General features: G+C 60.9%; 19 protein-coding genes. 6 read left to right on the top strand and 13 right to left on the bottom strand.

What is annotated here, in order from left to right:
• Window positions 1–5 precede the first annotated feature (5 nt).
• From cysN to rfbF, 9 genes are all read right to left on the bottom strand, one after another.
• A complete protein-coding gene (gene cysN, locus ASD63_RS12670) occupies window positions 6–1,904 on the bottom strand; it encodes a sulfate adenylyltransferase subunit CysN (RefSeq protein WP_060529424.1) in 1,899 nt (632 codons plus the stop codon).
• Entirely contained in the window at window positions 1,904–2,803 is a 900-nt protein-coding gene (gene cysD / locus ASD63_RS12665) for a sulfate adenylyltransferase subunit CysD (RefSeq protein WP_060529423.1), read from the bottom strand. Before cysD ends, cysN begins: the two co-directional genes overlap by 1 nt.
• Before the next feature lie 277 nt (window positions 2,804–3,080).
• Window positions 3,081–3,503, bottom strand: coding sequence for a GtrA family protein (locus ASD63_RS12660; protein ID WP_060529422.1), 423 nt, complete (start codon window positions 3,501–3,503; stop codon window positions 3,081–3,083).
• The gene (locus tag ASD63_RS12655; RefSeq protein ID WP_060529421.1) at window positions 3,475–4,488 is read right to left on the bottom strand and encodes a glycosyltransferase family 2 protein; all 1,014 of its coding nucleotides are present in this window, start codon (window positions 4,486–4,488) and stop codon (window positions 3,475–3,477) included. The genes ASD63_RS12660 and ASD63_RS12655 overlap by 29 nt, the downstream gene beginning before the upstream one ends.
• Window positions 4,485–5,483, bottom strand: a complete 999-nt coding sequence (locus ASD63_RS12650; protein WP_060529420.1) for an NAD(P)-dependent oxidoreductase — start codon at window positions 5,481–5,483, stop codon at window positions 4,485–4,487. The genes ASD63_RS12655 and ASD63_RS12650 overlap by 4 nt, the downstream gene beginning before the upstream one ends.
• A gap of 84 nt (window positions 5,484–5,567) precedes the next feature.
• Complete coding sequence (locus ASD63_RS12645; RefSeq protein ID WP_060529419.1) at window positions 5,568–6,791, bottom strand: class I SAM-dependent methyltransferase; 1,224 nt, start codon at window positions 6,789–6,791, stop codon at window positions 5,568–5,570.
• A gap of 2 nt (window positions 6,792–6,793) precedes the next feature.
• On the bottom strand, window positions 6,794–8,044 hold the full coding sequence (locus ASD63_RS12640; protein WP_060529418.1) for an aminotransferase class I/II-fold pyridoxal phosphate-dependent enzyme: 1,251 nt from the start codon (window positions 8,042–8,044) through the stop codon (window positions 6,794–6,796).
• On the bottom strand, window positions 8,034–9,191 hold the full coding sequence (gene rfbG / locus ASD63_RS12635) for a CDP-glucose 4,6-dehydratase (RefSeq protein ID WP_082572864.1): 1,158 nt from the start codon (window positions 9,189–9,191) through the stop codon (window positions 8,034–8,036). Before rfbG ends, ASD63_RS12640 begins: the two co-directional genes overlap by 11 nt.
• A 3-nt stretch (window positions 9,192–9,194) precedes the next feature.
• A complete protein-coding gene (gene rfbF / locus ASD63_RS12630; protein WP_060529417.1) occupies window positions 9,195–10,019 on the bottom strand; it encodes a glucose-1-phosphate cytidylyltransferase in 825 nt (274 codons plus the stop codon).
• 404 nt (window positions 10,020–10,423) lie between these two features.
• Here rfbF and ASD63_RS12625 point away from each other — a divergent pair, with 404 nt between their 5' ends.
• A complete protein-coding gene (locus ASD63_RS12625) occupies window positions 10,424–12,061 on the top strand; it encodes a glycosyltransferase family 39 protein (RefSeq protein ID WP_060529416.1) in 1,638 nt (545 codons plus the stop codon).
• A gap of 38 nt (window positions 12,062–12,099) precedes the next feature.
• Here the strand turns inward: ASD63_RS12625 and ASD63_RS12620 are convergent, their stop codons facing one another.
• The 3 genes from ASD63_RS12620 to ASD63_RS12610 all read right to left on the bottom strand — a co-directional run bounded on the left by ASD63_RS12620 (window position 12,100) and on the right by ASD63_RS12610 (window position 15,150).
• On the bottom strand, window positions 12,100–13,203 hold the full coding sequence (locus ASD63_RS12620) for a glycosyltransferase family 4 protein (protein WP_060643782.1): 1,104 nt from the start codon (window positions 13,201–13,203) through the stop codon (window positions 12,100–12,102).
• 71 nt (window positions 13,204–13,274) lie between these two features.
• The gene (locus tag ASD63_RS12615) at window positions 13,275–13,934 is read right to left on the bottom strand and encodes a response regulator transcription factor (protein ID WP_060529414.1); all 660 of its coding nucleotides are present in this window, start codon (window positions 13,932–13,934) and stop codon (window positions 13,275–13,277) included.
• Between the two features lie 130 nt (window positions 13,935–14,064).
• The gene (locus ASD63_RS12610; RefSeq protein ID WP_060529413.1) at window positions 14,065–15,150 is read right to left on the bottom strand and encodes a glycosyltransferase; all 1,086 of its coding nucleotides are present in this window, start codon (window positions 15,148–15,150) and stop codon (window positions 14,065–14,067) included.
• A gap of 423 nt (window positions 15,151–15,573) precedes the next feature.
• Between ASD63_RS12610 and ASD63_RS12605 the strand changes: the two genes are divergently transcribed.
• The 3 genes from ASD63_RS12605 to ASD63_RS12595 are packed head-to-tail and all read left to right on the top strand — an operon-like array spanning window position 15,574 to window position 18,242.
• Window positions 15,574–16,479: a formyltransferase family protein gene (locus ASD63_RS12605; protein WP_060529412.1), complete on the top strand. Its 906-nt coding sequence runs from the start codon at window positions 15,574–15,576 to the stop codon at window positions 16,477–16,479.
• A 46-nt stretch (window positions 16,480–16,525) separates the two neighbouring features.
• The gene (locus ASD63_RS12600) at window positions 16,526–17,539 is read left to right on the top strand and encodes an ATP-grasp domain-containing protein (RefSeq protein ID WP_244497238.1); all 1,014 of its coding nucleotides are present in this window, start codon (window positions 16,526–16,528) and stop codon (window positions 17,537–17,539) included.
• Between the two features lie 4 nt (window positions 17,540–17,543).
• On the top strand, window positions 17,544–18,242 hold the full coding sequence (locus ASD63_RS12595) for an HAD family hydrolase (protein WP_060529410.1): 699 nt from the start codon (window positions 17,544–17,546) through the stop codon (window positions 18,240–18,242).
• Window positions 18,243–18,332: 90 nt separating this feature from the next.
• Here ASD63_RS12595 and ASD63_RS12590 read toward each other — a convergent pair whose 3' ends face one another.
• On the bottom strand, window positions 18,333–19,526 hold the full coding sequence (locus tag ASD63_RS12590; protein WP_060529409.1) for a calcium-binding protein: 1,194 nt from the start codon (window positions 19,524–19,526) through the stop codon (window positions 18,333–18,335).
• 251 nt (window positions 19,527–19,777) lie between these two features.
• Here ASD63_RS12590 and ASD63_RS12585 point away from each other — a divergent pair, with 251 nt between their 5' ends.
• Both ASD63_RS12585 and ASD63_RS12580 read left to right on the top strand, forming a co-directional pair.
• On the top strand, window positions 19,778–21,559 hold the full coding sequence (locus ASD63_RS12585; protein WP_156624139.1) for a type I secretion system permease/ATPase: 1,782 nt from the start codon (window positions 19,778–19,780) through the stop codon (window positions 21,557–21,559).
• A gap of 38 nt (window positions 21,560–21,597) precedes the next feature.
• The gene (locus ASD63_RS12580; protein ID WP_244495206.1) at window positions 21,598–22,878 is read left to right on the top strand and encodes an HlyD family type I secretion periplasmic adaptor subunit; all 1,281 of its coding nucleotides are present in this window, start codon (window positions 21,598–21,600) and stop codon (window positions 22,876–22,878) included.
• The last annotated feature ends 97 nt before the right edge of the window (window positions 22,879–22,975 follow it).

The raw sequence follows: 22,975 nt of genomic DNA, 5'->3' as shown, positions 1-22,975 counted from the left end.
CGACGTTATTGTTGCTGCAGATAGACCTCGATCTCTCCCGCCAGTATCTCGACGTCTTGACCGAGGGTCTGAAGGTGGATCTCCGGTGCCTCCGGCCGCTCATAAGGCGAACTGATGCCGGTGAAATTCTTGATTTCGCCAGCGAGAGCCTTCTTGTAGAGCCCCTTGGGGTCGCGTCGAGCACATTCCTCGATGGGGGTGTCGACAAAGATCTCGATGAATTCACCGGGCTCGAACAGCTCCCGCGCCATGCGCCGTTCCGAGCGGAAGGGCGAAATGAACGAGACGAGCACGATCAGGCCCGCTTCCGTCATCAGCTTAGCGACCTCGGCGACGCGACGAATGTTCTCGACGCGGTCCTCTTCGGTAAAGCCCAAGTCGCGGTTGAGGCCATGCCGCACGTTGTCCCCGTCGAGAAGGAAGGTGTGCTGTCCCTTGGCGTGCAGCATCTTTTCCACGATGTTGGCGATCGTCGATTTGCCGGAGCCTGAAAAGCCCGTGAACCAGAGAACGCGCGGTTGCTGTTCGTTGAGGGCTGCACGCGCGCGCTTGTTGATATCCAGTGCCTGCCAATGCACGTTTAGCGCACGGCGAAGCGGAAAGTCGATCATTCCGGCGCCGACGGTTGCATTGGTGAAACGATCGATCAGCACGAAATTGCCCGTGGTCCTGTTGGACCGGTAGCTGTCGAAGACGATCGGCGTCTGGGTTGACAGATTGCACACGCCGATCTCGTTCATGCCGAGCGACTTCGCAGCTTCTTCGGCGAACGTGTTGACGTCGATCTGGTGCTTCAGGCTGGTGACTGTCGTACTGACGCTGTCCACTTCGGTCCGCAGGACGTAGCTGCGCCCGGGAAGCATCGGGTCCGGATGTAGCCAAATGACATGGGCCATAAACTGATCGGCAACGTGGGGACGTTCCTCGGGTCGCACCAGCATGTTGCCGCGTGAGACCTCTAGTTCGTCCTCCAGCACGAGCGTTACGGATTGGCCTTCGACGGCGCGCCCGAGCTTGCCGTCATATGTTACGATCTCCTTTATCTTCGAGCACTGGCCGGATTTCGCCACCACGATGGGATCGCCGACATCGATGCTGCCTGATGCGACCTGGCCGGCAAAGCCGCGGAAGTCGAGATTGGGGCGCATAACGAGCTGTACGGGAAAGCGAAACGGCGTTTCTTCTTCTCCCTCGTCGTCATCTATCGCAACCGTTTCGAGATGATTGAGCAGAGTGACGCCGTTGTACCAGGGCATGTTCGGTGACAGGCTCGTCATGTTGTCGCCAAAGCGGGCCGAGATCGGGATGGCCGTCACTGTCGCAAAGCCGAGATTTTGCGCGAATGCCGTGTAGTCAGCCACGATCGTTTCGAACACCCGCTGATCGTGGCCCATGAGGTCCATCTTGTTAACGGCAAGCACGATGTGCCGGACGCCGAGCAATGAGGCGATGAAAGAATGACGGCGCGTCTGGCGTAGGATACCCTTTCGGCTGTCTACGAGCACGACGGCCAACGTTGCCGTCGAGGCGGCCGTGACCATGTTGCGCGTGTATTCCTCATGTCCGGGAGCATCGGCGACGATGAATTTGCGCCGCGCCGTGGCGAAGAACCGATAGGCGACGTCGATGGTGATGCCTTGCTCCTGCTCGGCCTCGAGCCCGTCGATCAAAGAGGCAAAGTCGATGTCGATGCGGCTGGCGACGCGGCCATGGGCATCACGCTTGAGTGCGGCGAGCTGATCGTCGAAGAGCAACTTGCTGTCGTAGAGCAGCCGCCCGATGAGCGTCGACTTGCCATCGTCCACCGAGCCGCAGGTCATAAAACGCAAGAGCGACTTCTTCTCCTGCTTGGCCAGATACTCGGCGACATTGTTGGGGGTTGCGCGTGCGCTGAAGGCTGTCATCAGAAGTATCCTTCCCGCTTTTTGCGTTCCATCGACGCTGTTTCGTCAGAATCGATCAGCCGGCCCTGCCGCTCCGATGTCCGGGCGGTCAACATTTCGCCGACGATGTCCTCAAGGGTTGCGGCGGTCGATTCGATTGCTGCCGTGAGCGGGTAACAACCGAGTGTGCGGAAACGAACCGTTCGCCGTTCGATCTTCTCGCCCTCGCCCAGCGGCATGCGGTCGTCGTCGACCATGATGAGCGCTCCGTCGCGTTCGACAACCGGGCGCCGCGCCGCAAAATAAAGCGGAACGATCGGGATCTTTTCCCTGAGGATGTATTGCCAGATGTCGAGCTCGGTCCAGTTCGACAGGGGAAAGACCCGGATAGACTCGTTCGGTCCGATGCGGGTGTTATAGCTCCTCCACATTTCCGGCCGCTGGTTCTTGGGATCCCACGCGTGTTGGCTGTTGCGGAAGGAGAAGATGCGCTCTTTCGCGCGGCTTTTCTCTTCGTCCCTCCGGGCTCCGCCGAAGGCGGCGTCAAAGCCATACTTGTCGAGTGCCTGACGAAGTGCCAGCGTCTTCATCACGTGCGTATGCACGTTTGAGCCATGGCTGAAAGGACCAATGCCACGCTCCACGCCGTCGCGATTGATGTGAACGATGAGGTCGATGCCGAGCTCCGCTGCAATCCAATCGCGGAACGCGATCATTTCGCGAAACTTCCAGGTCGTATCGACGTGCAGGAAGGGAAAGGGCGGCTTTGCAGGATAGAATGCCTTCATCGCCAGATGCAGCATTACAGAGGAATCCTTGCCGATCGAATAGAGCATGACCGGCTTGCTGAAAGTCGCCGCGACTTCACGGATTATGTGAATCGCCTCTGCTTCAAGGCGCTGCAAATGAGTTAGCGACATGAAATTGTTACTCCGAAATTTATTTACGAAAACTTCTACGATTTAACTATTTTACCCTTATTAGTATTTCCAAGTTCATGCATGCGGAAGATTATAAAGATTGTATTTGTGAAATAAAAAATCGCAAAATTGTAATTATATTTATATTTCGTTTGCAGACTATCTTTTCGCTGCACCGCAGAAAAGCTTGTTTACTACCAGCACTCTTTATATTCTAAATTTCGTATATAGTAAATATCGCCGTGGCTTTATTTGACGACAATCGGTTCATGCCGGGCTAGGGTGCGACTTCCCCCGATGCATGACGAAATACCCACAGCCGCGCCGTCAGGTAGTTCCACAAGAAGACGACGGGGATACTGACAAACTTGGCTATGGGGGCAGGAATGAGCATTGCCAGGCTGGCGACAAATACTGTCGAGATTGCAAGGCCGGCCAGCGTCGCGACAACGAATTTTACCGCCTGCACGTAGTTATGGGCAGCACGGAAGGTAAACGTGCGGTTAAGGACGTAGCTGAGCGCAATGCCGCAGGAATAGGATAGCAGGTTGGAGGGCGAAGGCGGTGCACCCAGGAAAAAGAGGGTGTTGAACAACGCCAGATCGAGCAGCGTCGTCACGGCCCCGACGGCTGCGAAGCGTGCCAGCGTTGCGTGAGCGCGAGGGCCCCTCTCACTGCCGTTGGCTGTCGGTCGCGACATTCGCGCGCCTCCATTCCGGTACGGCCGTCGGCGGCTGACGATGTATTTCAGCGTTCAACGAGGCCTCGATGATCGGTGTGGGGCGATGTTTCGACTGCATGAAGATGCGACCCACATATTCGCCCATGATGCCGAGGAAGATCGCATTCAGGGTGATCGAAATCAGCAGCAGGATCGTCGTCGTCGCAAAGCCCGCCGGCCAATCCTGGCCGAAGAGAAGCTTGCCGATGAGATAGCCGAGAAGCATCAGCAGCGTGGCCGTGCCCATGACGAGGCTCGCCACTGAGGCGAGCCTCAACGGTGTCAGCGAATGATTTAGTATGCCGTCGACCGCGAGCGACAGCATGGCACGGAAGGGAAACTTGCTCTCGCCGGCAACACGGGCCTGGCGGTCGTATTCGAAGCCGACCTGCTTAAATCCCATCGCGCTGATCAGTCCGCGCAGATAAGGAGACGTATCGTCGACCTTGCGCAACTCGTCGAGAATGCGCCGATCGACGAGCCGGAATTCGCCGGCATTGAGCGGCAGGTCGTCTTCGCTGAGCGCATTGATGCACCAGTAGAATGCGCGACGAATGCGCGTCGTCAACCACCCGTCCTTCAAGGTCCGGCGGATGCCATAGACCACCTGATGTCCCTGAAGCCACAGGTCGACCATGCCCGGAATGAGGTCCGGAGGGTCCTGGAGATCGCAGTCGATCTGAACAGAGCAATCCCCTGTCGCATTCTTATATGCGACCAGCAGCGACCTCTGATAGCCAACGTTGCGGCTGAAGCGGATGACCTTGACCGTCGGGTCCTCGCGCGAGATCTCCGAAAGAATATCGAAGGTCCGGTCGGTGGAGTGGTTGTCGGTGAAGATCACCTCGCGGTCGTATCCCGGCAACCTTTGGAACACGTCGACGATTGCCTCATGAGCGCGTCGGACATTGGCCTCTTCGTTGAAGGCAGGCACCAGGATCGAGATTTTCGGTCTCTTGTTCATTGCGAGGCCACCACCTTTAGGCCGTCTTTTGCTGTCGCGGCACTGCTTGCGCTGGGCGGCGCGACCGCTTGCCTCTGCCATTCGACGGTACGGGAAATCCCCTGCGGCAGCGGGATGCGCGCGCTCCAGCCGAAGAGGTCCTTGGCGCGCGCGACCGAAGCCCGCAATTCCCGCCTGCCCGTCGACGGCCTTCCCTCCCGGAGTTCGATGAGGTTGGGATCGGCGCCGGTCCGCTCGACGATCAGCGCTGCGACCTCGCGCATGGTCGGAGCGATGCCGCTTGCAATGTTGACGATACGCGTGCTGATCGGAGCGTCGGCAATGCGCAGCAGGGCGTCGACGACGTCGCCAACATGCAGCAGGTCACGGCGGTCGTCCGGTTGGTGAACGATGCAAGGCTGACCGGCGAGGCAGCGCTCGATGAACAGGGGGACCATGAATTCGGTCGATTGCGTAGGACCGTAGACCAGTGCCAAACGGGCGGTGATGACGGGGAAGGGCAGGCGCCGCTGCAGCCCGCCGACCAGATGGGTCGCAGCGGCAAGCTCTGCGCCATAGGCCGTGACCGGCATTTCCCTGACATCTTCGTCATAGGGCGTGGCTGCGATACCATACTCGGCGATGGATCCGGTCCTGATGATCTTCTGTGGCGGACGAGCGACGCTGCTTGCAGCGCCAAGCAAGTTCAACAGGGCGCTGAGATGTTCGCTGGTCCCGGCCTTTACATCGGCGAGTTCCGCTTCCTCGCGCCGCCTCGGTTTGGCGGCGAGATGGAAGACCATGTCCGGCGTCACCTCCGAGAGGCAGCGCTTCATCGCGTCTTCGGACTGAAGGTCGAAGTCGTGCCGGATGATCGAAGCTTCGAGGCCATCGAGTCGGCTGTCGTCCGAACCCGGCCGCACCACGACGTGAACTTCGTGGCCGGCATCCCGCGAGCCCCGCGCCATATGCGAGCCGATGAAACCAGCCGCGCCGGTGATCAGTACTCTCGACATGCGCCTTTTCCTATCTGCGCCTGATCGGATTGGAGCGATCGGTGTGCCCGCGCCCGACGGCACGGGCACACCGGTTGCGAACGTTTAGTTGACTATAGTCGGATAGGGCAGCGGCACGAGGAACCGGCCGCCATGGGCGGCGAAGTCCGTCTGCTGCAACCGGATCTCGTCGAAGAAATTCCAGGCGAGCACCAGCAACACGTCCGGCGCGTTCTCCTTCAATATCTCGGGAGAGCGGATTGGGATCTTCATGCCCGGCGAATATAGGCCCTGCTTCAGTGTGTTGCGGTCGACGAGATAATCGAGTCTATCCGGACCGATGCCGAAATAGTTGAGCAAGGTGTTTCCCTTGGCCGGGGCGCCGTAGCCTGCGACGGTGACGCCGTCTTTCTTAAGCTGGTCCAGCATGGCGATGAGATCGACGCCGATCCTTCGGATGCGCTCGGCAAAGGCAAGATAGGTATCCGCCTCGAGCATCCCTGCATCGAGCTCTTCCGCAAGCATCTCGCTGACGATCGCCGTCGGGGGCGTGGCCGTGGCAGCGTGTTTGAGGAAAACCCGCATCGAGCCTCCATGCACGCCGAGACGATGAACATCGACGACGTCGAGATCGAAGTACTCGCCGAGCTTGACGAGCGAGAGGAGGCTGAATTCGGATACATGCTCATGATAGATCGTGTCGAACTCGTTGTTTTCGAGAAGATTTTTCGCCCAGGGCACTTCGATGACGAAGACACCATCGTCGGCCAGCCAGCCCTTGACGCCAGCCATGAAGTCATGAAGATCGCCGATATGATTGAACGTGTTCGTGGTGACGATCGCTTTTGCCGAACCGTACTCACTGATCAGTCGGGCCGTTCCGCTGTGGGTAAAGTAGCCGACGTCGACGTTGACACCGCGCGAGCGGGCGATCTCGGCCAGGTTTGCCGCCGGGTCGACGCCGAGCGTCTTTCCGCCCGCCTTATTGCACGCCGAAAGCAGGAGGCCGTCATTGCAGCCGATGTCGACGATCAGCCCATCGCCGGCGGCCTTCTTCAAGATCCCGGCCAGCCCTGCAAAATGGTCATGCATGGATGTGGCGCTCGATGGGACGTAGAGATAGTGCTCAAAGAATCCGTCGGGAACCTGGTCGGAAACCTGGATCAGTCCGCAGGTCAGGCAGGCCTGCGAGTCTAGCGGATACATGGGCTGTTTCTCGGGCACATCTTCCGGGCGCACAAAGCTGTTTGCCGGCGGGTGATCGCCCATGCAGAGAAACGTCAGCGGGTCGGCTGCAAGGCAGGCGCGGCATCTCATAAGGCGTGTCATTTTCAAGCTCCAGGTTGCTCAAAGGAGGCTGCTTGCTGCTGGCGACGCTTGCTGGCGCCGGAGTTCGTGAACTGCGTGGCGAAATCGCGGAACGACTGGTGGATATGGTCCAGGTGCGCCTGTGTCAGGCCGTGGTGGCAGGCAAGCAAAATGCCGCCGCGCATCACGTCGTCGGCGACCGGATAACCGCGCGGCTCGACCTTGCTATGAACCCCCCGCATCGCCGGTTGGCGCAGGATGTTTCCGGTAAACACCGGTCGGGTCTGGATGTCGCGCTGTTCCAGGAAGATCTGCATCTCCCGGCGGGTGAACGGCGCATCGGCACGCACAGTCATCGGGAACGCCAGCCATCCGGTTCGCGAAAGCGGCAATTGCTCCGGCAGAACGAACCAGTCCTCGTAGGTCTCGAAGAAAGCGCGCTGCTTGGCGAAGTTGCGCTCGCGCGCATCGATGTTTTGCTGCAGCCGATCGAGCTGGACAAGCCCGAACGCCGCGCCCATTTCGGACGGTTCGATGTTGAAGCCCAGCACTTCGAACACGAACTTGGCGTCGTAGTCGAAGCCGTCTAGATCGATGTTGAACCGGTTCTCGATGGTCTCGGACTCGACAAAGAGCGAGGACGTGCGGCCCCAGGAGCGATAGAGCATTGCCTTTCGCGCCAGTTCGTCGTCGTTGACGCAAACCATGCCGCCGTTGCCCGCCGCGGTGATGACATGCGAGCCATAGAAGCTGGTCGTGCTGATATCGGACCGCGCGCCGGTGCTTGTATCCCTGATCGTCGCGCCGAGGGTGTCGGCGCTGTCTTCGATCACCAGCAGTTTGTGCGCGTCGGCGATGGCGCGAATGCGATCCCAGTCGGGCAGGTTCCCGATCAGCGAAGGGATCATCACCGCCTTCGTCTTCCTGGTAATCATCCGCTCGATCGCATCGACATCGATATTGTAGGTGCCTTCGACAACGTCGACGAAAGCCGGGATAAGACCGGCGCGCACGATCGGGGCGACGGTCGTCGCAAAGGTCAATGCGGGCGTGATGACCTCCGATCCCTTCGGAAGGTCGGCGATTTCGATGGCGAGATGGTTCGCGGACGAACCGGAATTCACCATGATGCCATGCCGTTTCGCAAAGAGCATCGCGACACGTTCCTGCATCGTCCTGACGGCCGTGCCCATCTGTGTCGATGAGCGCAGGACTGCCACGACGGCATCAATCTCTTCCTGACCGTAAACGGACTGTCCGTAATTAACTCGCATCTTTCCAATCTCCGATGTCGCGCAATGGCAATGGTCTTGCTTCGTGTTCGACTTCCTGTTTCCAGGCGGCGGCGTATTGCTCGATCTGATGCTCCGAGAACGACCGGATGTTCCTCGGATCCTCCCGATACTTGCGGTACCAGGCGACAGTCATGGCCACGGTGTCGCGCAGGCGCAGCACCGGCTTCCAGCCGAGTTCCGTGCGGGCCTTGGTGCTGTCGAGGCGCAGGATGGTCGATTCCACCTGCGCGTTTACCTGCGGTTCGACGATGTATTTCGGTGGCGCGTCACCCCATTGGGCAACGACCATGTCGGCAAGCGTTCCGACATTGACGGTCGCTTCCTGGTCCGGGCCGAAATTCCAGCCGCCGGCAAAGCGCGTTCTGCCTTGAAGCAAGTGCGCCGCCAGCATCATGTAGCCGCGGAGCGGCTCGAAGACATGCTGCCATGGCCGGACGCTCGACGGATTGCGCAGCCGCGCGGGGTTGCCGCCTTCCACCGACCGGACCAGATCGGGCACGAGCCTGTCGGCACCCCAGTCGCCGCCGCCGATGACGTTGCCGGCGCGCACGCTGACGAGCTGCGGCCCGTTGGGGTCATTGAAGAACGAGGATCGATAGGCCGCTGCGACAAGTTCGGCGCAGCCTTTCGACGAGCTGTAGGGATCGCGCCCGCCCATCGGGTCGTTTTCCCGATAGCCCCAGACCCATTCGCGGTTCTCGTAGCACTTGTCGCTGGTGACGACGATCACGCCCTTCAGGGATTTCATGCGCCTTGCCGCATCGAGCACGATGGCGGTGCCGACGACATTGGTCGCATAGGTCTCGACCGGATTCTCAAAGGAGGCTCGCACCACGGCCTGCGCGGCCATGTGAATGACGAGATCGAAATCCTGTCCGTCGATTGCCCCCGCCACGTCGGCGGCAGACCGGATGTCGCCCTCATGGCCGTCGATGACGTCGCCGAGGCCGCTCGCCAGGTAGAAGGACGGTATCGACGGTGGCAGCGAGAGGCCGACCACCGATGCACCCAGTCGCCTTAGCCAGAGCGAGAGCCAGCCTCCCTTGAAACCGGTGTGTCCCGTGATCAGGATCTTTCGACCACGGAACGCCGCGGCAAGGTCGACCTCACTGGTGATCAAAGCCATGTCCTACATCCGTACGTGATGGGTGGAGGGTGCGGCTGTCGCCGCGGCCAGGTGATCGCGTTCAAAGTGCAGCCACGGCGGATCTTCGCTTTCGCACAGCCCGTTCAGGTAATCGCGATCGCGGATCGTGTCCATCGGATGCCAGAAGCCGTGATGCTTGTAGGCGAACAGTTGACCGTCCCTGGCGAGATTGGTCAGCGGCGACATTTCGAGCGGTTCGGAAAGGCTCGGAATGTAGTCGAGGACGCCGGGTTCAAAGACGAAGAAGCCGCCGTTGATCCAGGTTTCCTTCTTCTGCACCTTCTCGGTGAACTCGACGACCTGGTCGCCCTCGATCTCGAGGTTGCCGAAGCGGGCCGGCGGCTGCACGGCGGTGACCGTTGCAAGGCGCCCGTGCGAGCGGTGAAACGCCAGTAGCGCCTCGATGTCGATGTTTCCCACGCCGTCCGAATAGGTCACCATGAAGGGCTCGTTGTCGAGCCATTCGCGCAGTCGAAGGAGCCGCCCTCCGGTCATCGTCGACAGGCCCGTGTCCACCACAGAGACATTCCAGTCGAGCGGATGATTGGGGTGCAGCACCATTGAGCCGCTTCCCAGCGCGACGGTAAAGTCCGCGGTCGACAGATGGAAGTTATGGAAGAAGCTTTTGATAGACATGCATTTATAGCCGCCGGCAACGACGAAGTCGCGGTGCCCCCAGTGGCTGTAAATATCCATGACGTGAAGAATGATGGGCTTGCCACCAACCTCGACCATTGGCTTGGGAATACGCGTGGTTTCCTCGGCCAGGCGCGAGCCAAGCCCTCCCGCAAAGAGAACGACTTTCATAGCGGTCTCCAAGAATATATGTTTGGGATAGTGTTTGACGTCTCAGGTTTTATTCATGAGCAATCGCGATGCAATGCGCGACTTGAGTGTTTTCAATAACTGATAAAAATGCACGACAATAAAGGCAGGAGGTTACCTGCGGGCTACGGAATATGTCTGGATAAGTCCCAGGGTTTCCGTTATGTTAAGTAACTAATATACAAGAAATACCTTATATTCTGCTTGGCCGCAAGCCTTTTTATGTGTCAGGTTTATCCTTGCACGCTTGTCGGGGTTGTCCCGCTAGGCCATGCGTCGCTGCGCATTACGATCCTGTGTGATGCATTTGAAGCCATGTGCGACTGCATCGTTCCCGTCGCGAGCCTGTGTTTTATACTTCGTCTAAGTTTGTTCGGAGTTTTTGAATGACCTATCCAGTAAGTGTTTCTTCCGAAAAGCAGGACTCGGTGGAAGGAAAATCAGTCGGTATTTTCTATCAAGTTGCCGTGGCCCTGTTCTTCCTGTTCGTTTTCTATTTTCTGTTTCTTCGGATCATGAATTTCGACTTACGGCGAGACGAGCAGCTCTATGTCCCGCCGGCCAGGCTCTTGAGCGAAAATGCGCTCTACGCCGACTTCTTCTACAATCATCCGCCGGCCTCCGCGTGGTACTTCTACGGCATCAGCAAGCTGACCGGGTCGAGCGACCTGCTCTTAAGCGGTCGCCTCGGTGTTTTCCTAGCCTGGGTCCTCCTGACTGTTGCTGTCGGTGGCGTGGTGTACGTGTTGACGCGCTCGGCTTGGGCAACTGTCTGTGTCGGCATCCTGTCGCTGGTGAACGAGTTGTTCCTGACGCAGACGGGCGTTACCGCCACCAACAATTTTCTGCCGTGGCCGCTGGCCTTTCTCGGCCTCAGTCTTTTTCTTTTCGCCCTGCGTAATGAACAGCGCCGTTCGTTGTTGGTGGCGCTGGCCGGGTTTCTGCTGGCTTTGGCCGTGTGTTTCAAGCTGAGCGCCATCGCCTTCATCCCGGCTGTGGCCGTGACCGCATTCCTTTTGCCGCGATCGCTGGCGCTGAAGGATCGTATCGTAAAGGTCGCGACGCCGCTTTTGGTCGGCGGACTTGTCGGCGGGGCGCCGATCCTTTTCTATCTCGTCAGGGATCCCCAGCTCTTCCTGGCTCATGTGGTGCGCTACCATACCGGTCCGCATCCGCAGTATTGGCGGCTGATGAGCGGCGACGGGGAGGGCGGTGCGATGTCGCTCGCCCAGAAGCTGGTCATGGCGCAGGATATATGGCTTGCGCCGGCCGTGGCCGTGGCGCTTGCGGCGCTCGTCGCCATCGCGTTCATCGTTCTTGCCCGGCGCCCCGACAATGTGGCAGCCGAACCAAAGCTGCGCATGGGGGAGTTGCTGGTGCTTGCGGGCGTGCTCTTCTGCAGCTTTGTGCTGAGCTTCGTTCCAACGCCCGGGTTCCCGCAGTATTTTGCACCACCGCTCGTCTGCCTTCCGCTGGCATTCGGTCTCTTGCTCGAGGCACTCGGGCCGCGCGCGCTCCCCATGGTGCGGCCAATCCTGCTCTCGGCCGTACTTGTCGTCCTTGCGGTCAACGCGCCGCGCCTTGGTCAATACCTCGGCAACGCGACCCATCCGCAGCAGTGGACGACAATGCGCGTGCATGAGGCAGGAGTGACGATTGCTGAGAGGATGCAGGCTGCCGGCGTCACCGGCAAGGTTGCGACGCTCGCGCCTATCTATCCGATGGAAGGCGGCCTCGATGTCTATGCCGAGTTGGCGACTGGGCCGTTTGCCTATCGCACCGCCGACATGACGAGCCCCGAGCTGGCGAAGTACTATAAGATGACATCGCCATCGACGATTGAAGCTCTGTTCGAGAAAGACCCGCCGGCAGCGTTTCTACTTGGCTTTGAAGAAGAACTGGAAAAGCCGATGCGTGCCTTTGCGGAAAGCCACGGCTACGTGCAGTCCGCCTCTCTCGGCTTTAAGGACAGATATGGGGTTCCGACCCTCTATCTGAAGCCAGCAACGACGCCCGGATCGTGATCGGGGATCCGGCCTCGCCTTCTTAAGGCGGTGCCGTATCAGGTCGAGACGCGCGCTGCCGGGTAAAGCGTCTGGGTCTCTTCAGGCGCTGCAATGACATTGTCCCATTGCTGAAGGACCGACTGGATGGCGTAGCGCGCGGCAACCGCGCGTGCGCCCATGGCGCCGATCTGGTGCCGGAGTATCGCGTCGGCCGCCAGGCGGGCTATCGCGTCTGCCAGCCGGCGAGTGTCTTCCTTCGGAACGAGCATGCCAACCGCCGGCGTGTCGATGATTTCCGACGGCCCCCAGGGACAATCAAACGCAATGCTGGCAAGGCCCGCGGACATCGCCTCCAGCAGCACATTTGGGAAGCCTTCGAAGCGCGAACTGAGGACGAAGATATCGCCGGCGTTGATCCATTCGACCGGTGATTTGGTCGTGCCCGGCATACGAACGCGGTTCGAAAGGCCGAGGCGTCGGACCTGTTCCTCGAGCACGGGCCGTTCCGGGCCTTCGCCGTAGATGGTCAACGTCACGTTCGGCGTGCGCCCCGCGATATCGGCAAAGGCGTCTATCAGCAGATCGAAGCCCTTCTGCCTGTCAAGGCGGCCGACGGCTAGCACCCGGGTGTTGGTACCTGACTGTTTGTCACGCACATGCTGAAGCGTGATCGGGTTGGGGATGATCACCGCCTTGGATTTGAGGGCCGGCGGCAGCGAATTGACCGCTTCCGTCGTCTGCATCACCAGCCGCTCCGCCAGGCGAGCCGCCAGCGGCCGCGCCAATCGCCACAGCTTGTTCATGTCCTGCGTTTTAAAGTTGTTTCGCTCAGAAAGGACGAGCCGCAGGCGGAGGCCGCGGCTGGCAAGTACGACCATGATGTTGACCTTCGTAAGAAAAGAAATGACGAGGTCGGGTGACAGGGCGCGCAGGCGCGCGCGCAATCGGGCGACACGCTCGGCCGTCCTGAAGACAGGCACCGACGAGCCGCCGCCGAGCGCTTCCACACGGACGGACCTGTCATAGGCAAAGTAGGTCTCCGGGGTTTCAGCGTTGAGCGCGAGCACGTGCACGTCGTCACCGCGGGCAGAGCGATGGCGCGCAAGAATGTTGACGACCTTTTCAGCGCCGCCCGCACCAAGCCCCGAAAGCACAAACACAATTCGCAATGGCGGCTCCTGTCTCGATTGAGGCAGGCGGACGTCCCGCCTGCGCCCGACCCGCCCACGGCCTAGACGGCGCTCATCCAGCCGTGGGTCAAGGCGAAATGGACAATCTGCGCCCGCGTGTGGAGTTGCAGCTTCTCCGTCGCGCGGGCCTTGTATGTTTCGATCGATTTGACGCTGACATTGGCGCGCGCGCCGATTTCCTTGTTGGAGTACCCAAGGGCGACGAGGCGTAGAACGTCCTGCTCGCGACGGGTCAGCCCCGGCACACCGGCTGTCTTCATCGCGCGCGACCCTGGATTTGGTGCCAAGCGGGTCAGTTCCTGGGCAGTTGGCGGATCGAGATAGAGCCCACCATGCGTCACGGAGCGAACTGCAAGCAGCAGGTGCTCGGGCCCAGAGCACTTCTGGATGAAGCCCTTCACGCCGATCTGAAGCGCCTGCTGCGCGTAGGAGCGCTCCGGGTAAATCGTCATCACCACCACATAGGCCGAAAGCTGCTGCTGGAGGATTTGCTCCGCGAGCGTAAGGCCGCTCATGTCGGGAAGGGCAATATCGATGACCGAAACCTCCGGCCCGGTCTCCTTGATCAGTGCCAGAGCATCCGCACCCGTTCCGGCCGAGCCGACGCAGACAATATCGTTGGTCGTCTCAATCGTCGTGCGGGCGCCGACGATGACGAGCGGATGGTCGTCGATGATGACTGCGCGTATTGGCGTCGTCATGATGCCCGCCTGACTGTCGGCGCCAAGTCCGCCGGCATTCGCGTAGGTCGAGTCCTCTTTTTGTTCTGGTTCACGTGTCGGTCCCCCTTCTCCGGATTCTCGTTCCGCAGCTTTAGCCGTGCGGTGGCTGCTAGAAGTTCCTCAGGTAGTTGGAGTAGCGCCGTTCGATGTGGTGCAGCGTGTATTCGCTTTCGATACGATCTCGGGCAAGATGCGCGTAGCGGGCATATTCCTCCGGCGATAGGTCGAGCACCTTGCGCATGGCGTCGGCAAAGGCCTCGGGATTACGGGCGGGCACGACGATCCCGGCATTGCCGGCAACCTCCGCTGCGTCTCCGACGTCCGTTGCCACCACCATTTTTGCGTAGCTCATCGCCTCGGCAACGACGTTTGGAAAGCCTTCGGTTCTGGAGGACAGAGCGAGGATGTCGATACTTCGGTAGAAATCCTCCATGTCCGCGACTTCGCCCCTAAGGTCGATGGCCTCGCTTGGCAATCCGGCGTCGGCAATCAGCCGCACGACTTCGGGATTGTCCCAGGCCAACCCCCGTCCGGCGGCAAGAAAGCGCGTGTCGGGATGGGTGCGCAACACCGAAGCGGCGGCGCGAAAGAACGTGGCGTGGTCCTTCTGCGGGTGGAAACGCGCGACGATTCCGATCCGTCGGGGCGATGCTTCATGGCCTGCCGAAACCGCCGGAATTTCAAAGCCATTCGGGATGACGACCGAATTCAGGTTGCGGTAGCCATAGGCGCGGTGCATTTCGCAGGCGCGCGACGAATTGTAGATAATGCCGGAGGCCGAGCCGGAGAGCGCCCGGGCAGCGGCGATCGCCATATACGAGCTTCGCGACAGCGAGGCGACATCATCCAGCGACTGGCGCACATTCCAGATGACCGGCGTTGCGCGACGCGCAAGTTTAGCAGCCACCGTGCCGACCACCATGGCGTGGTACATCCAGCAGAGCATGACACTCGGCTTTTCCTGGCGGATGATGCTGGCAAGCCGCATCGTGCCCTGCAAAATGGCCGGGAGCGAGTGCGCGCCGAGCGCCACATACTCGACGCGCGGATTGTCCGCAAGGTCACGGTTTCGCGCCGAGACATCGAGCAGCGATACGACCATGACGCGTTCGTCAGATGACGCCTTGAGCAGGCGCGCGAGCATCGTCTCAGCTCCGGCGCTTGCGCTGAAATTGGTGATCAAATGCAATATCATACCGTGGATCCGAAGTTGCGCCGCCGCTTGGGCCTTCCTCCGCATTCCCTGAGCCTGACGACAGGGCACACTGGTGTGCGTCCCGGCGCTGGTCACAAGCATTAAATTCCTGGGCGTCGCAGTGCACGCCAAGAAATCAACTTCCTATTGCCTCGATTAGACACGTCGGACGCGATTATTCTGAAATAGGTTCGTACTCTAAATTGGCCTTCCAGGGCGCACCCCAGAAAAGCAGTGGTTTCAAGATACAACGGCAGACACTGTCATGCAATTATTCTCTTGCAGTATAGCCCGGCTCTGAAATAGCATCCCGTCATATCATACTTGAAATACATTAATATCGCCCGGATGGGTTATTTCTTCCCTTGGTTGTGATCCGAGTTGTATATTACGCTCTGACACATTGTGCATTTGAGAACCAAAATGCGTTTTGCTCTGGTTGGTGCCGTCGAAGGATCCCTGATCGCGCTCAATGCCCTGCTGGCGAAGGGGATGCTGCCGTCCCTGGTGGTTACGTTGCCGCCGGAGGCTGCGGATCGCCATTCCGATTTCGCGGACTTGACGACGCCGGCGCGCGCGGCAGCCAGCGCGGTCTGCCATACGACAAACGTGAACGCCGAAGAGACGCTTGCAGCCATCCGCGCGAGCGCCCCGGACCTCATCCTGGTCCTCGGCTGGTCGCAGATCTGCCGTCAGGCCTTTCGTGCCATCCCGCGCCTGGGCGTGATCGGTTTTCACCCGTCGGCGCTGCCACGTCTGAGAGGCAGGGGTGTTATCCCCTGGACCATCCTGCTTGATGAAAAGACGACGGGTTCGTCGCTCTTCTGGATCGACGAGGGCACGGATTCCGGCCCCATCATTCTGCAGCGTCTGTTTTCCGTCGCGCCGGATGAGACCGCGCGTAGTCTCTACGGCAAGCATGTGTGCAATCTGGCGGAGATGGTGCCGGAGGCCGTTGAATTGGCCGCAGCCGGCAAGGCGCCGCGGATGGAGCAGGACCACAGCCTGGCGAACTATTGTGCAAAGCGTGTCGCGGAGGACGGCCTGATCAATTGGCAGCGCCCAGCGGTGGAGGTGCTGCGACTGATCAGGGCGGTCGGCGAGCCCTATCCCGGCGCTTTTTCGCGCCAGGACGGAAAGGTCATCCATATCGATGCGGCGCGGGTCTTCGCGGAGTCCTTCCGCTACATCGGCCTTGCCGCGCAAGTTCAGACCCATACGGCGAATGGTTTTACCGTGATGTGTGGAGACCTTGAGTGCATCGAGGTAACCGCGTGGCGCACGGCCGACGGCCGGCGCCCCCCGGTGCACAGCAAGTTGGGCGCGTAGCCGCGCGGGCATTGGCAAAGGGTTCAGTCAGGCGGGGCCACGGCGATTGCTTTTGCCCGTCGGCCTAACAGTCAAGGAGAAGGCGTGTATGGCGTACCGATCGTTCAAGATCCTCTTTTCTTCCGCAGGAAGACGTGTTGGCCTGATCGAGTGTTTTCGCCGGGCAGCGCGCGCGCTTGATATCGATATCCAGATTCTGGCGTGCGACCTTGATCCTGACCTGAGCGCGGCCTGTGCCGTTGCAGACCGAGCTTTCGCGGTACCCGCCTATAATCACCCGGAGTTCACGGGCCGCCTGGCGGAGATTGCGCGGGCACATGATGTGCGCCTGCTCGTACCAACGATCGATCCCGAACTGGTGCCGCTTGCGGCAGCGGCGGGGGATTTCGCGCGCTTCGATTGCCGCGTGCATGTGAGCACTCCGCCTGTCATCGACGTTGTGCGCGACAAGCTCGAAACCATGCGTGTGCTCGACGCGGTTGGTTTGCCCGTCCCGCGAACCGGCATGCTGGAGGAGGTTCGCGGCGAGCTTTCCAGCTGGGACTGGCCGCTGTTCCTCAAGCCCAATGCCGGGAGTGCAAGCCGCTCGATCAGCATGGTGCGCTCAATGGCTGACCTGCCTGAAACGACCGCAGAGCCGATGATCCTGCAGCAATATCTCGACGGTCCGGAGCATACGGTCAATGCGTTCGTCGATGACGGCGGCACATTGCAGTCGGTCATTTCGCATCGGCGCTTGCGCGTAAGGGCGGGCGAGGTTGAAAAGGGCGTCACCGAGCGCCATTCGCCGCATCGGGCTATGGCTGAGGGTATTTTACGAGCGTTGCCGGACTTGCGCGGCGCGTTCTGTTTCCAGGTCATCGACGATCGGCTCAGCGGCCCGCGGGTGATCGAAATCAACGCCCGCTTCGGCGGAGGCTATCCGCTTGTGGATCATGCCGGCGCGACCTTTGCCCAATGGCTGCTGGAGGAAGTGGCGGGCCTACCGAGAACGGCGCACGACGATTGGCGAGAAGGTGTGCTGATGCTGCGATACGACGCGGCGGTCTTCAGGGGATAGGCGGATGGGCGAGCAGGTGCTTGTCTTCGATCTCGACGACACGCTTTATCTGGAGCGGGATTTTGCCTTGAGCGGCTTCAAGGCCGCCGATGCTTGGCTGGCGAACCATATCGGCGCGGAAGGCTTTGCCGGGTTTTGCGAGGCAGCTGCTGCGAGCGGGCAAAGTGGACGCGTTTTCGATACAGCTCTGGCAGCGATGGGCATTGCCGTTAACGAGGTGTTGGTAACCCAGTTGGTCGGCGTCTATCGCGGACACCGGCCGGAAATAGCCCTCGCCGACGATGCTCGCCGCTATCTGGAGCGTGCGCGCGCCGGCCGAAGGGCGATCATCACAGACGGGCCAGCGGCCACGCAACAGGCTAAGGTCAAAGCGCTGGGGCTCGAAGCCCTGGTGGACCGGGTAATCTTCACTGATCTTTGGGGGAGAGAATTCTGGAAGCCGCATGCACGCGCCTATGAGGCGATCGAGGCCTGGGCGGAGCTCACACCCGACAATCTCGTCTACGTCGCCGACAATCCGGTGAAAGATTTCGTCACGCCGCGCCGGCGCGGGTGGAAAACTGTGATGGTGGCGCGCGAAGAGCGGGTTCACCGCATAGCGGCGCCGCACGAGGCGCACCAAGCCGACAGGCGGATCAGCGATCTCGACGAACTGGACGACGCATTGCGATCACTCGCCGCTGGTGAAGCGGTCTCTCGGTGAGCTTGTCGCGAGAAGGACTGCCAACATGGGCGGGAACGGGTGGGAGTGGCGGCCGCGGAGCGCGTATTCAAACTCGCGGCCGCCGGTATTTTACGCGAAGGTGAAGTCCGCCGCGCTGAAGTTGGCCGCAGACAGAGTCCCGTACGGATCGTCGACGACGATTTGGAAGGCGTGGCCGGCCGAATCGTGCGCCTTCAGGATCACGTCGCCGCTCGGGTCGTCATACGCATAGACCGTGCCGGGGCCACCGGTGTTGGCGTAGCGGGTGATGCCGAGCTTCTCGAGCACGATCCGATCGAGGCCATCCTGATAGTCCATGATGGCGTCACGACCACCATCGATCGCGCCGGCGCCTTTGAAGACGAAGCGGTCGGCATCAGCACCGCCCCAAAGCGTGTCAGAGCCGGACTCGCCGATGAGCGTGTCCTTGCCTGCGTCACCGCGGACGGTATCGTTGCCGAGGCCGGCATAGAAGAAATCGTCGCCGTCGCCGCCGTTGAGAACATCGGAGCCGTCTTCGCCGCTGATGCTGTCGTTTCCGCCGTCGCCGTAGACGAGGTCGTCACCCGCGCCGACAGCGATCTTGTCGGCACCGCTCCCGCCATGCGCCTCGTCCCGGCCGTTCTCGGAATCGAGAATGTCGTTGCCGTCGCCGCCGTCGAGATAGTTGTCGCCGTCGCCGCCGTCGACCCGGTCATCGCCGATGCCGCCATAGACGTGGTCGTTCCCCGACTGGCCCTTCAGCGCATCGTTGCCGCCTTCGCCATAGATGTAGTCGTTGCCGGCGCCACCGCTGACGGCCTGTGTGGTCACCTTGCCGGTTGCGGGATCGACGCGATTGACGAAGCCATCGTTGCCGTCACCGGCATGAATGATATCGTTCCCGTACCCGCCGTCGATGTATTCCTCGCCGGCGCCGCCATAGAATGTGTCATTTCCGCCACCGCCGAGCATGTGATCATGGCCATCTCCGCCGTCGAGGATGTCGTCGCCATCTTCACCGTCGAAGATGTCGTTGCCCAGGCCACCGACGAAGTGGTCGTTGCCAAGGCCGCCATCGAAGGAGTCGTTGCCGACGCCGCCTTCAGCATAATCGTCGCCTGGACCGGCCTTGAAGAAGTCGTTGCCGTCGCCTCCATACATCCGGTCGTTGCCGTCGCCACCGTCGAGATAGTCGTCTCCGGCATAGCCCCAAAGGCTATCGTCGCCGCCATATCCATAAATTGTGTCAGCTACGTTCGTGCCATAAAGCGTGTCAGCTACGGGTCTTCCCTTAACGATCATGTTTCCATCCTTTATTAGTGGGGCAGAATACGCGCCGTTGCTTTTACCGACCGCTGCGCAAAGACAGCAAGCGACCTCAGCGTGTGAAAACTGTGATCTGTCGCGTTAAATGGTGGGGGCTTAAAATAGCATCTATAAGCAACCCCTACAACAGATGTATAGTACCTACTCAACCCCCGGCATGTTGACATCGCGGAACATTTCCATCGATACGGCCCCACTTAAATTCCTAGAAACGGCGTCGTTGCAGCATGGTAGACAAAAGAATCACAAGCGGCAGTTTACGCTCTGCGTTCCTGCGCAGCGTCATTGATCTCGGCTTGTTCTCGACGGTCGTCAACGTGTTGGCCCTGACCTCGCCGCTGTTCCTGATCCAGGTTTATGATCGGGTTTTGCCCTCTTCGAGCATCGAAACGCTCGTCTATCTCACGATTATCGCGTTCCTTGCCTTCGCATTCCTCGGCCTGCTCGATGTGATTCGGACGATCTATGCGGTGCGCATGGCGGCCAAACTCGACAGCGAGCTCGGGGCGACCGCCTTTGCGAACGTGGTCACGGCAACGGGGCGGGAGCCAGGTGACATCCAGCCCTTGCGCGATCTTGCGACCATCAGAGGCTTTGTCGCTTCACGCGGCACGCCGGTCCTCTTTGATCTGCCGTTCTCGCCGGTGTTCGCCGCACTCCTTTATCTCCTTCATCCGCTGCTCTTCTTGATGACGACGATCGGCGGGATCGTGATCTTGCTCTTGGTTTTCCTCAATCAGTACATGAACAAGAAGGCGTCGCAGTTCGCACAGGAGCGTCTAACCAGCGCCAATCTGACGGCGCAGATGTTCAGCCGCAATGCCGAGACCGTGCGTGCGATGGGCATGACGAACAATGTCAGCGAGGTTTGGGGCCGACAGTTTGCTGCCGCGACCGCGGCAGCGGACGGAAGCCTCGTCGTCAACGCCATCTTCGGCGGCATATCGCGATCGATCAGAATGATCCTGCAGATGGCGATCCTCGCTGTTGGCGCGACCCTTGTCTTAAAGGGGCAGATGACTGCCGGCATGATTTTCGCGTCGTCGATCCTATCGGGCCGCGCGCTGCAGCCGCTCGATCAGCTGGTCGGGATCTGGAAGCAGGCAATGGATGCGCGCAGCGCCTGGTCGCGGTTCGAAAAGGTGATCGAGGCCGGCAGTGTCGATAGCCGCAAGCTTCTGCTGCCGAACCCCGCCGGCGATATCGCCGTGCGTGATTTGCTCTATGTTTCGCCCGACGCCGGAGCCGACCCTGAGCCGATCCTGAAACGGCTGAATTTCACGATCGCTGCTGGTGAGAGCGTTGCTGTGGTCGGACCGAGCCGGGCGGGCAAATCGACGCTCGCGCGGCTTCTGACCGGCGCCGTTATCCCGACGGCGGGCTCGATCACCATCGACGGTGCGGATCTGAGAACCTGGGACGCGACGCAGCTCGGCAGTCTGATCGGCTATCTCGCACAGGACGTGCAGCTGCTGCCGGGCACGATCGCTGCCAACATCTCCCGCTTCGAGCCGGATGCAGCCGACGAGGCGGTGGTTGCGGCCGCGCGTGCGGCTCATGCCAATGATCTCATCCTGTCGCAGACGAAGGGCTATCAGACCCCGATTGGGCCGGGTTCCAACAATCTCTCCGGCGGCGAGCGGCAGCGCATCGGGCTTGCGCGCGCCTTCTACGGCTCCCCGCGGCTCCTTGTTCTCGACGAGCCGAACGCCAACCTCGACAGCGAAGGGGAAGCGGCACTGGGACGGGCGCTGCGAGACGCGAAAGCGCGCGGCGTCACCGTCGTGATCGTCACGCACCGCATTTCGATCGCAACCACCTGCGACCGCATCCTGGTGATGAAGAATGGGCGGATCGACGACTTCGGCCCGACAGACGAGGTGGCGCGACGGGCGCCGTCCGAAAGGGCTGACCGGGCCGCGAAGGCCGCGGCTGTCAAGCGACAGGCGAACCCGCCGCCGACAAACATTTCCACCTTCCTACCTGGCAGAACCGGGGATCGGCCATGACGGCGGCGGGTACTCCGCGCTCCTGGCGGGAGACAATCGTGACCGATACCGGGCTGGTCGCCCGGCTCGGCTATGGGACGCTTGTTCTCATCCTTGCCGGTTTCGGCTATTGGTCGGCAACGGCGCCGCTCTCCGGTGCTGCGGTCGCTTCCGGCACGATCACGGCCACGGGCCGTAATGTTCTCGTGCAGCATCTGGAAGGCGGGATCGTCAGCGAAATCGCGGTTCGCGAGGGCGATGCGGTCGCAAGGGGGCAGACGCTCGTGGTCCTCGACGACACCGTCGCCCGCACGCAGCTCAACCGCCTTGCCAAGCAATGGGTGGCGCTAAAAGCGCGGGAGGCGCGCCTTGCCGCCGAACGGGACGGCCGGCGGGACCTGACGATCGCGATCGGCAACGCGCCGGCCACGATGTCCTCCGCAAGCCGTGACCTTACGGAAGAGCAGGTAAAGGAGTTCCAGACCCGGCTTGCCCGCTTCACCTCCGAGACCGTTATTCTGCAGCAACGGGTCGAAAGCCTCAACGATGCGCTCGATGGCTTGGGCGCGCAGAAGGCGGCGGTCGAGAAGCAGACGCAGATCGTGCGCGGTGAAGCCGAGCGAAAGTTCAATCTCCTGGAAAAGGGGCTGACGAACCGCACGGAGTACACGCAGCTTCTTCGCGTCGAAGCGGACCTGCTCGGCCAGGTCGGCATGCTGCAGGCGGAAGCCTCGTCGAGCCGCACGCAGGTCGCAGAAGCGCGTGAGCAGATCGAACGGCTGAAGACCCAGCGCGTCGAGCAGGCGGTGACCGCGATGAACGAGGTGAAGGCCGGGCTTGCCGACATCGAAGAACAAGTCGAGGCCGCGCGCCGTGTGCTCGAGCGCACCGTCGTCAAAGCGCCGGTGGACGGCGTTGTCGTCGCCTCGGTCTACAATGCCGTCGGCAGTGTCGTCGGTCCCGGCGAGAAGATCATGGAGATCCTGCCGACAGGGGACCTGGTCGTCGACGCGCGTATTCATCCGCAGGACATCGACGTCGTCCATATCGGTCAGCCGGCGAGGGTCCGCCTCTCGGCGCTCAACACCAGCTTGGCGCCGGAGGTCTCTGCGACGGTTGCCCATGTCTCGGCCGACCGCCTGACCGATCCGGCGACGCGCGAGCCCTATTACAGGGCCGTGTTGCGCCTGGATACGCCGCTGCCGCCCGGCGTGCGCATGGAGCAGCTGCATCCGGGGATGCCGATAGACGCCTTTATCGAACTCGGCGACCGCACCTTCCTTGAGTATCTGATCCGGCCGATTTCTGACTCCTATCGACGCGCCTTTGCGGGGGAATGATCCCACAAGGCCCTTCCAGCGCAGGATTGCACTGGCCGAGGTATACTCCGATGTTCCAGGGACGCGCTCCGGGGCCTGGTTGGCGGGTCCGTTTCCG

Source organism: Ensifer sp. Root558, assembly GCF_001427045.1.
In the GTDB taxonomy this organism is placed as follows: Bacteria; Pseudomonadota; Alphaproteobacteria; order Rhizobiales; family Rhizobiaceae; genus Ensifer; species Ensifer adhaerens.
This window is presented reverse-complemented; position numbering and strand designations above follow the sequence as displayed.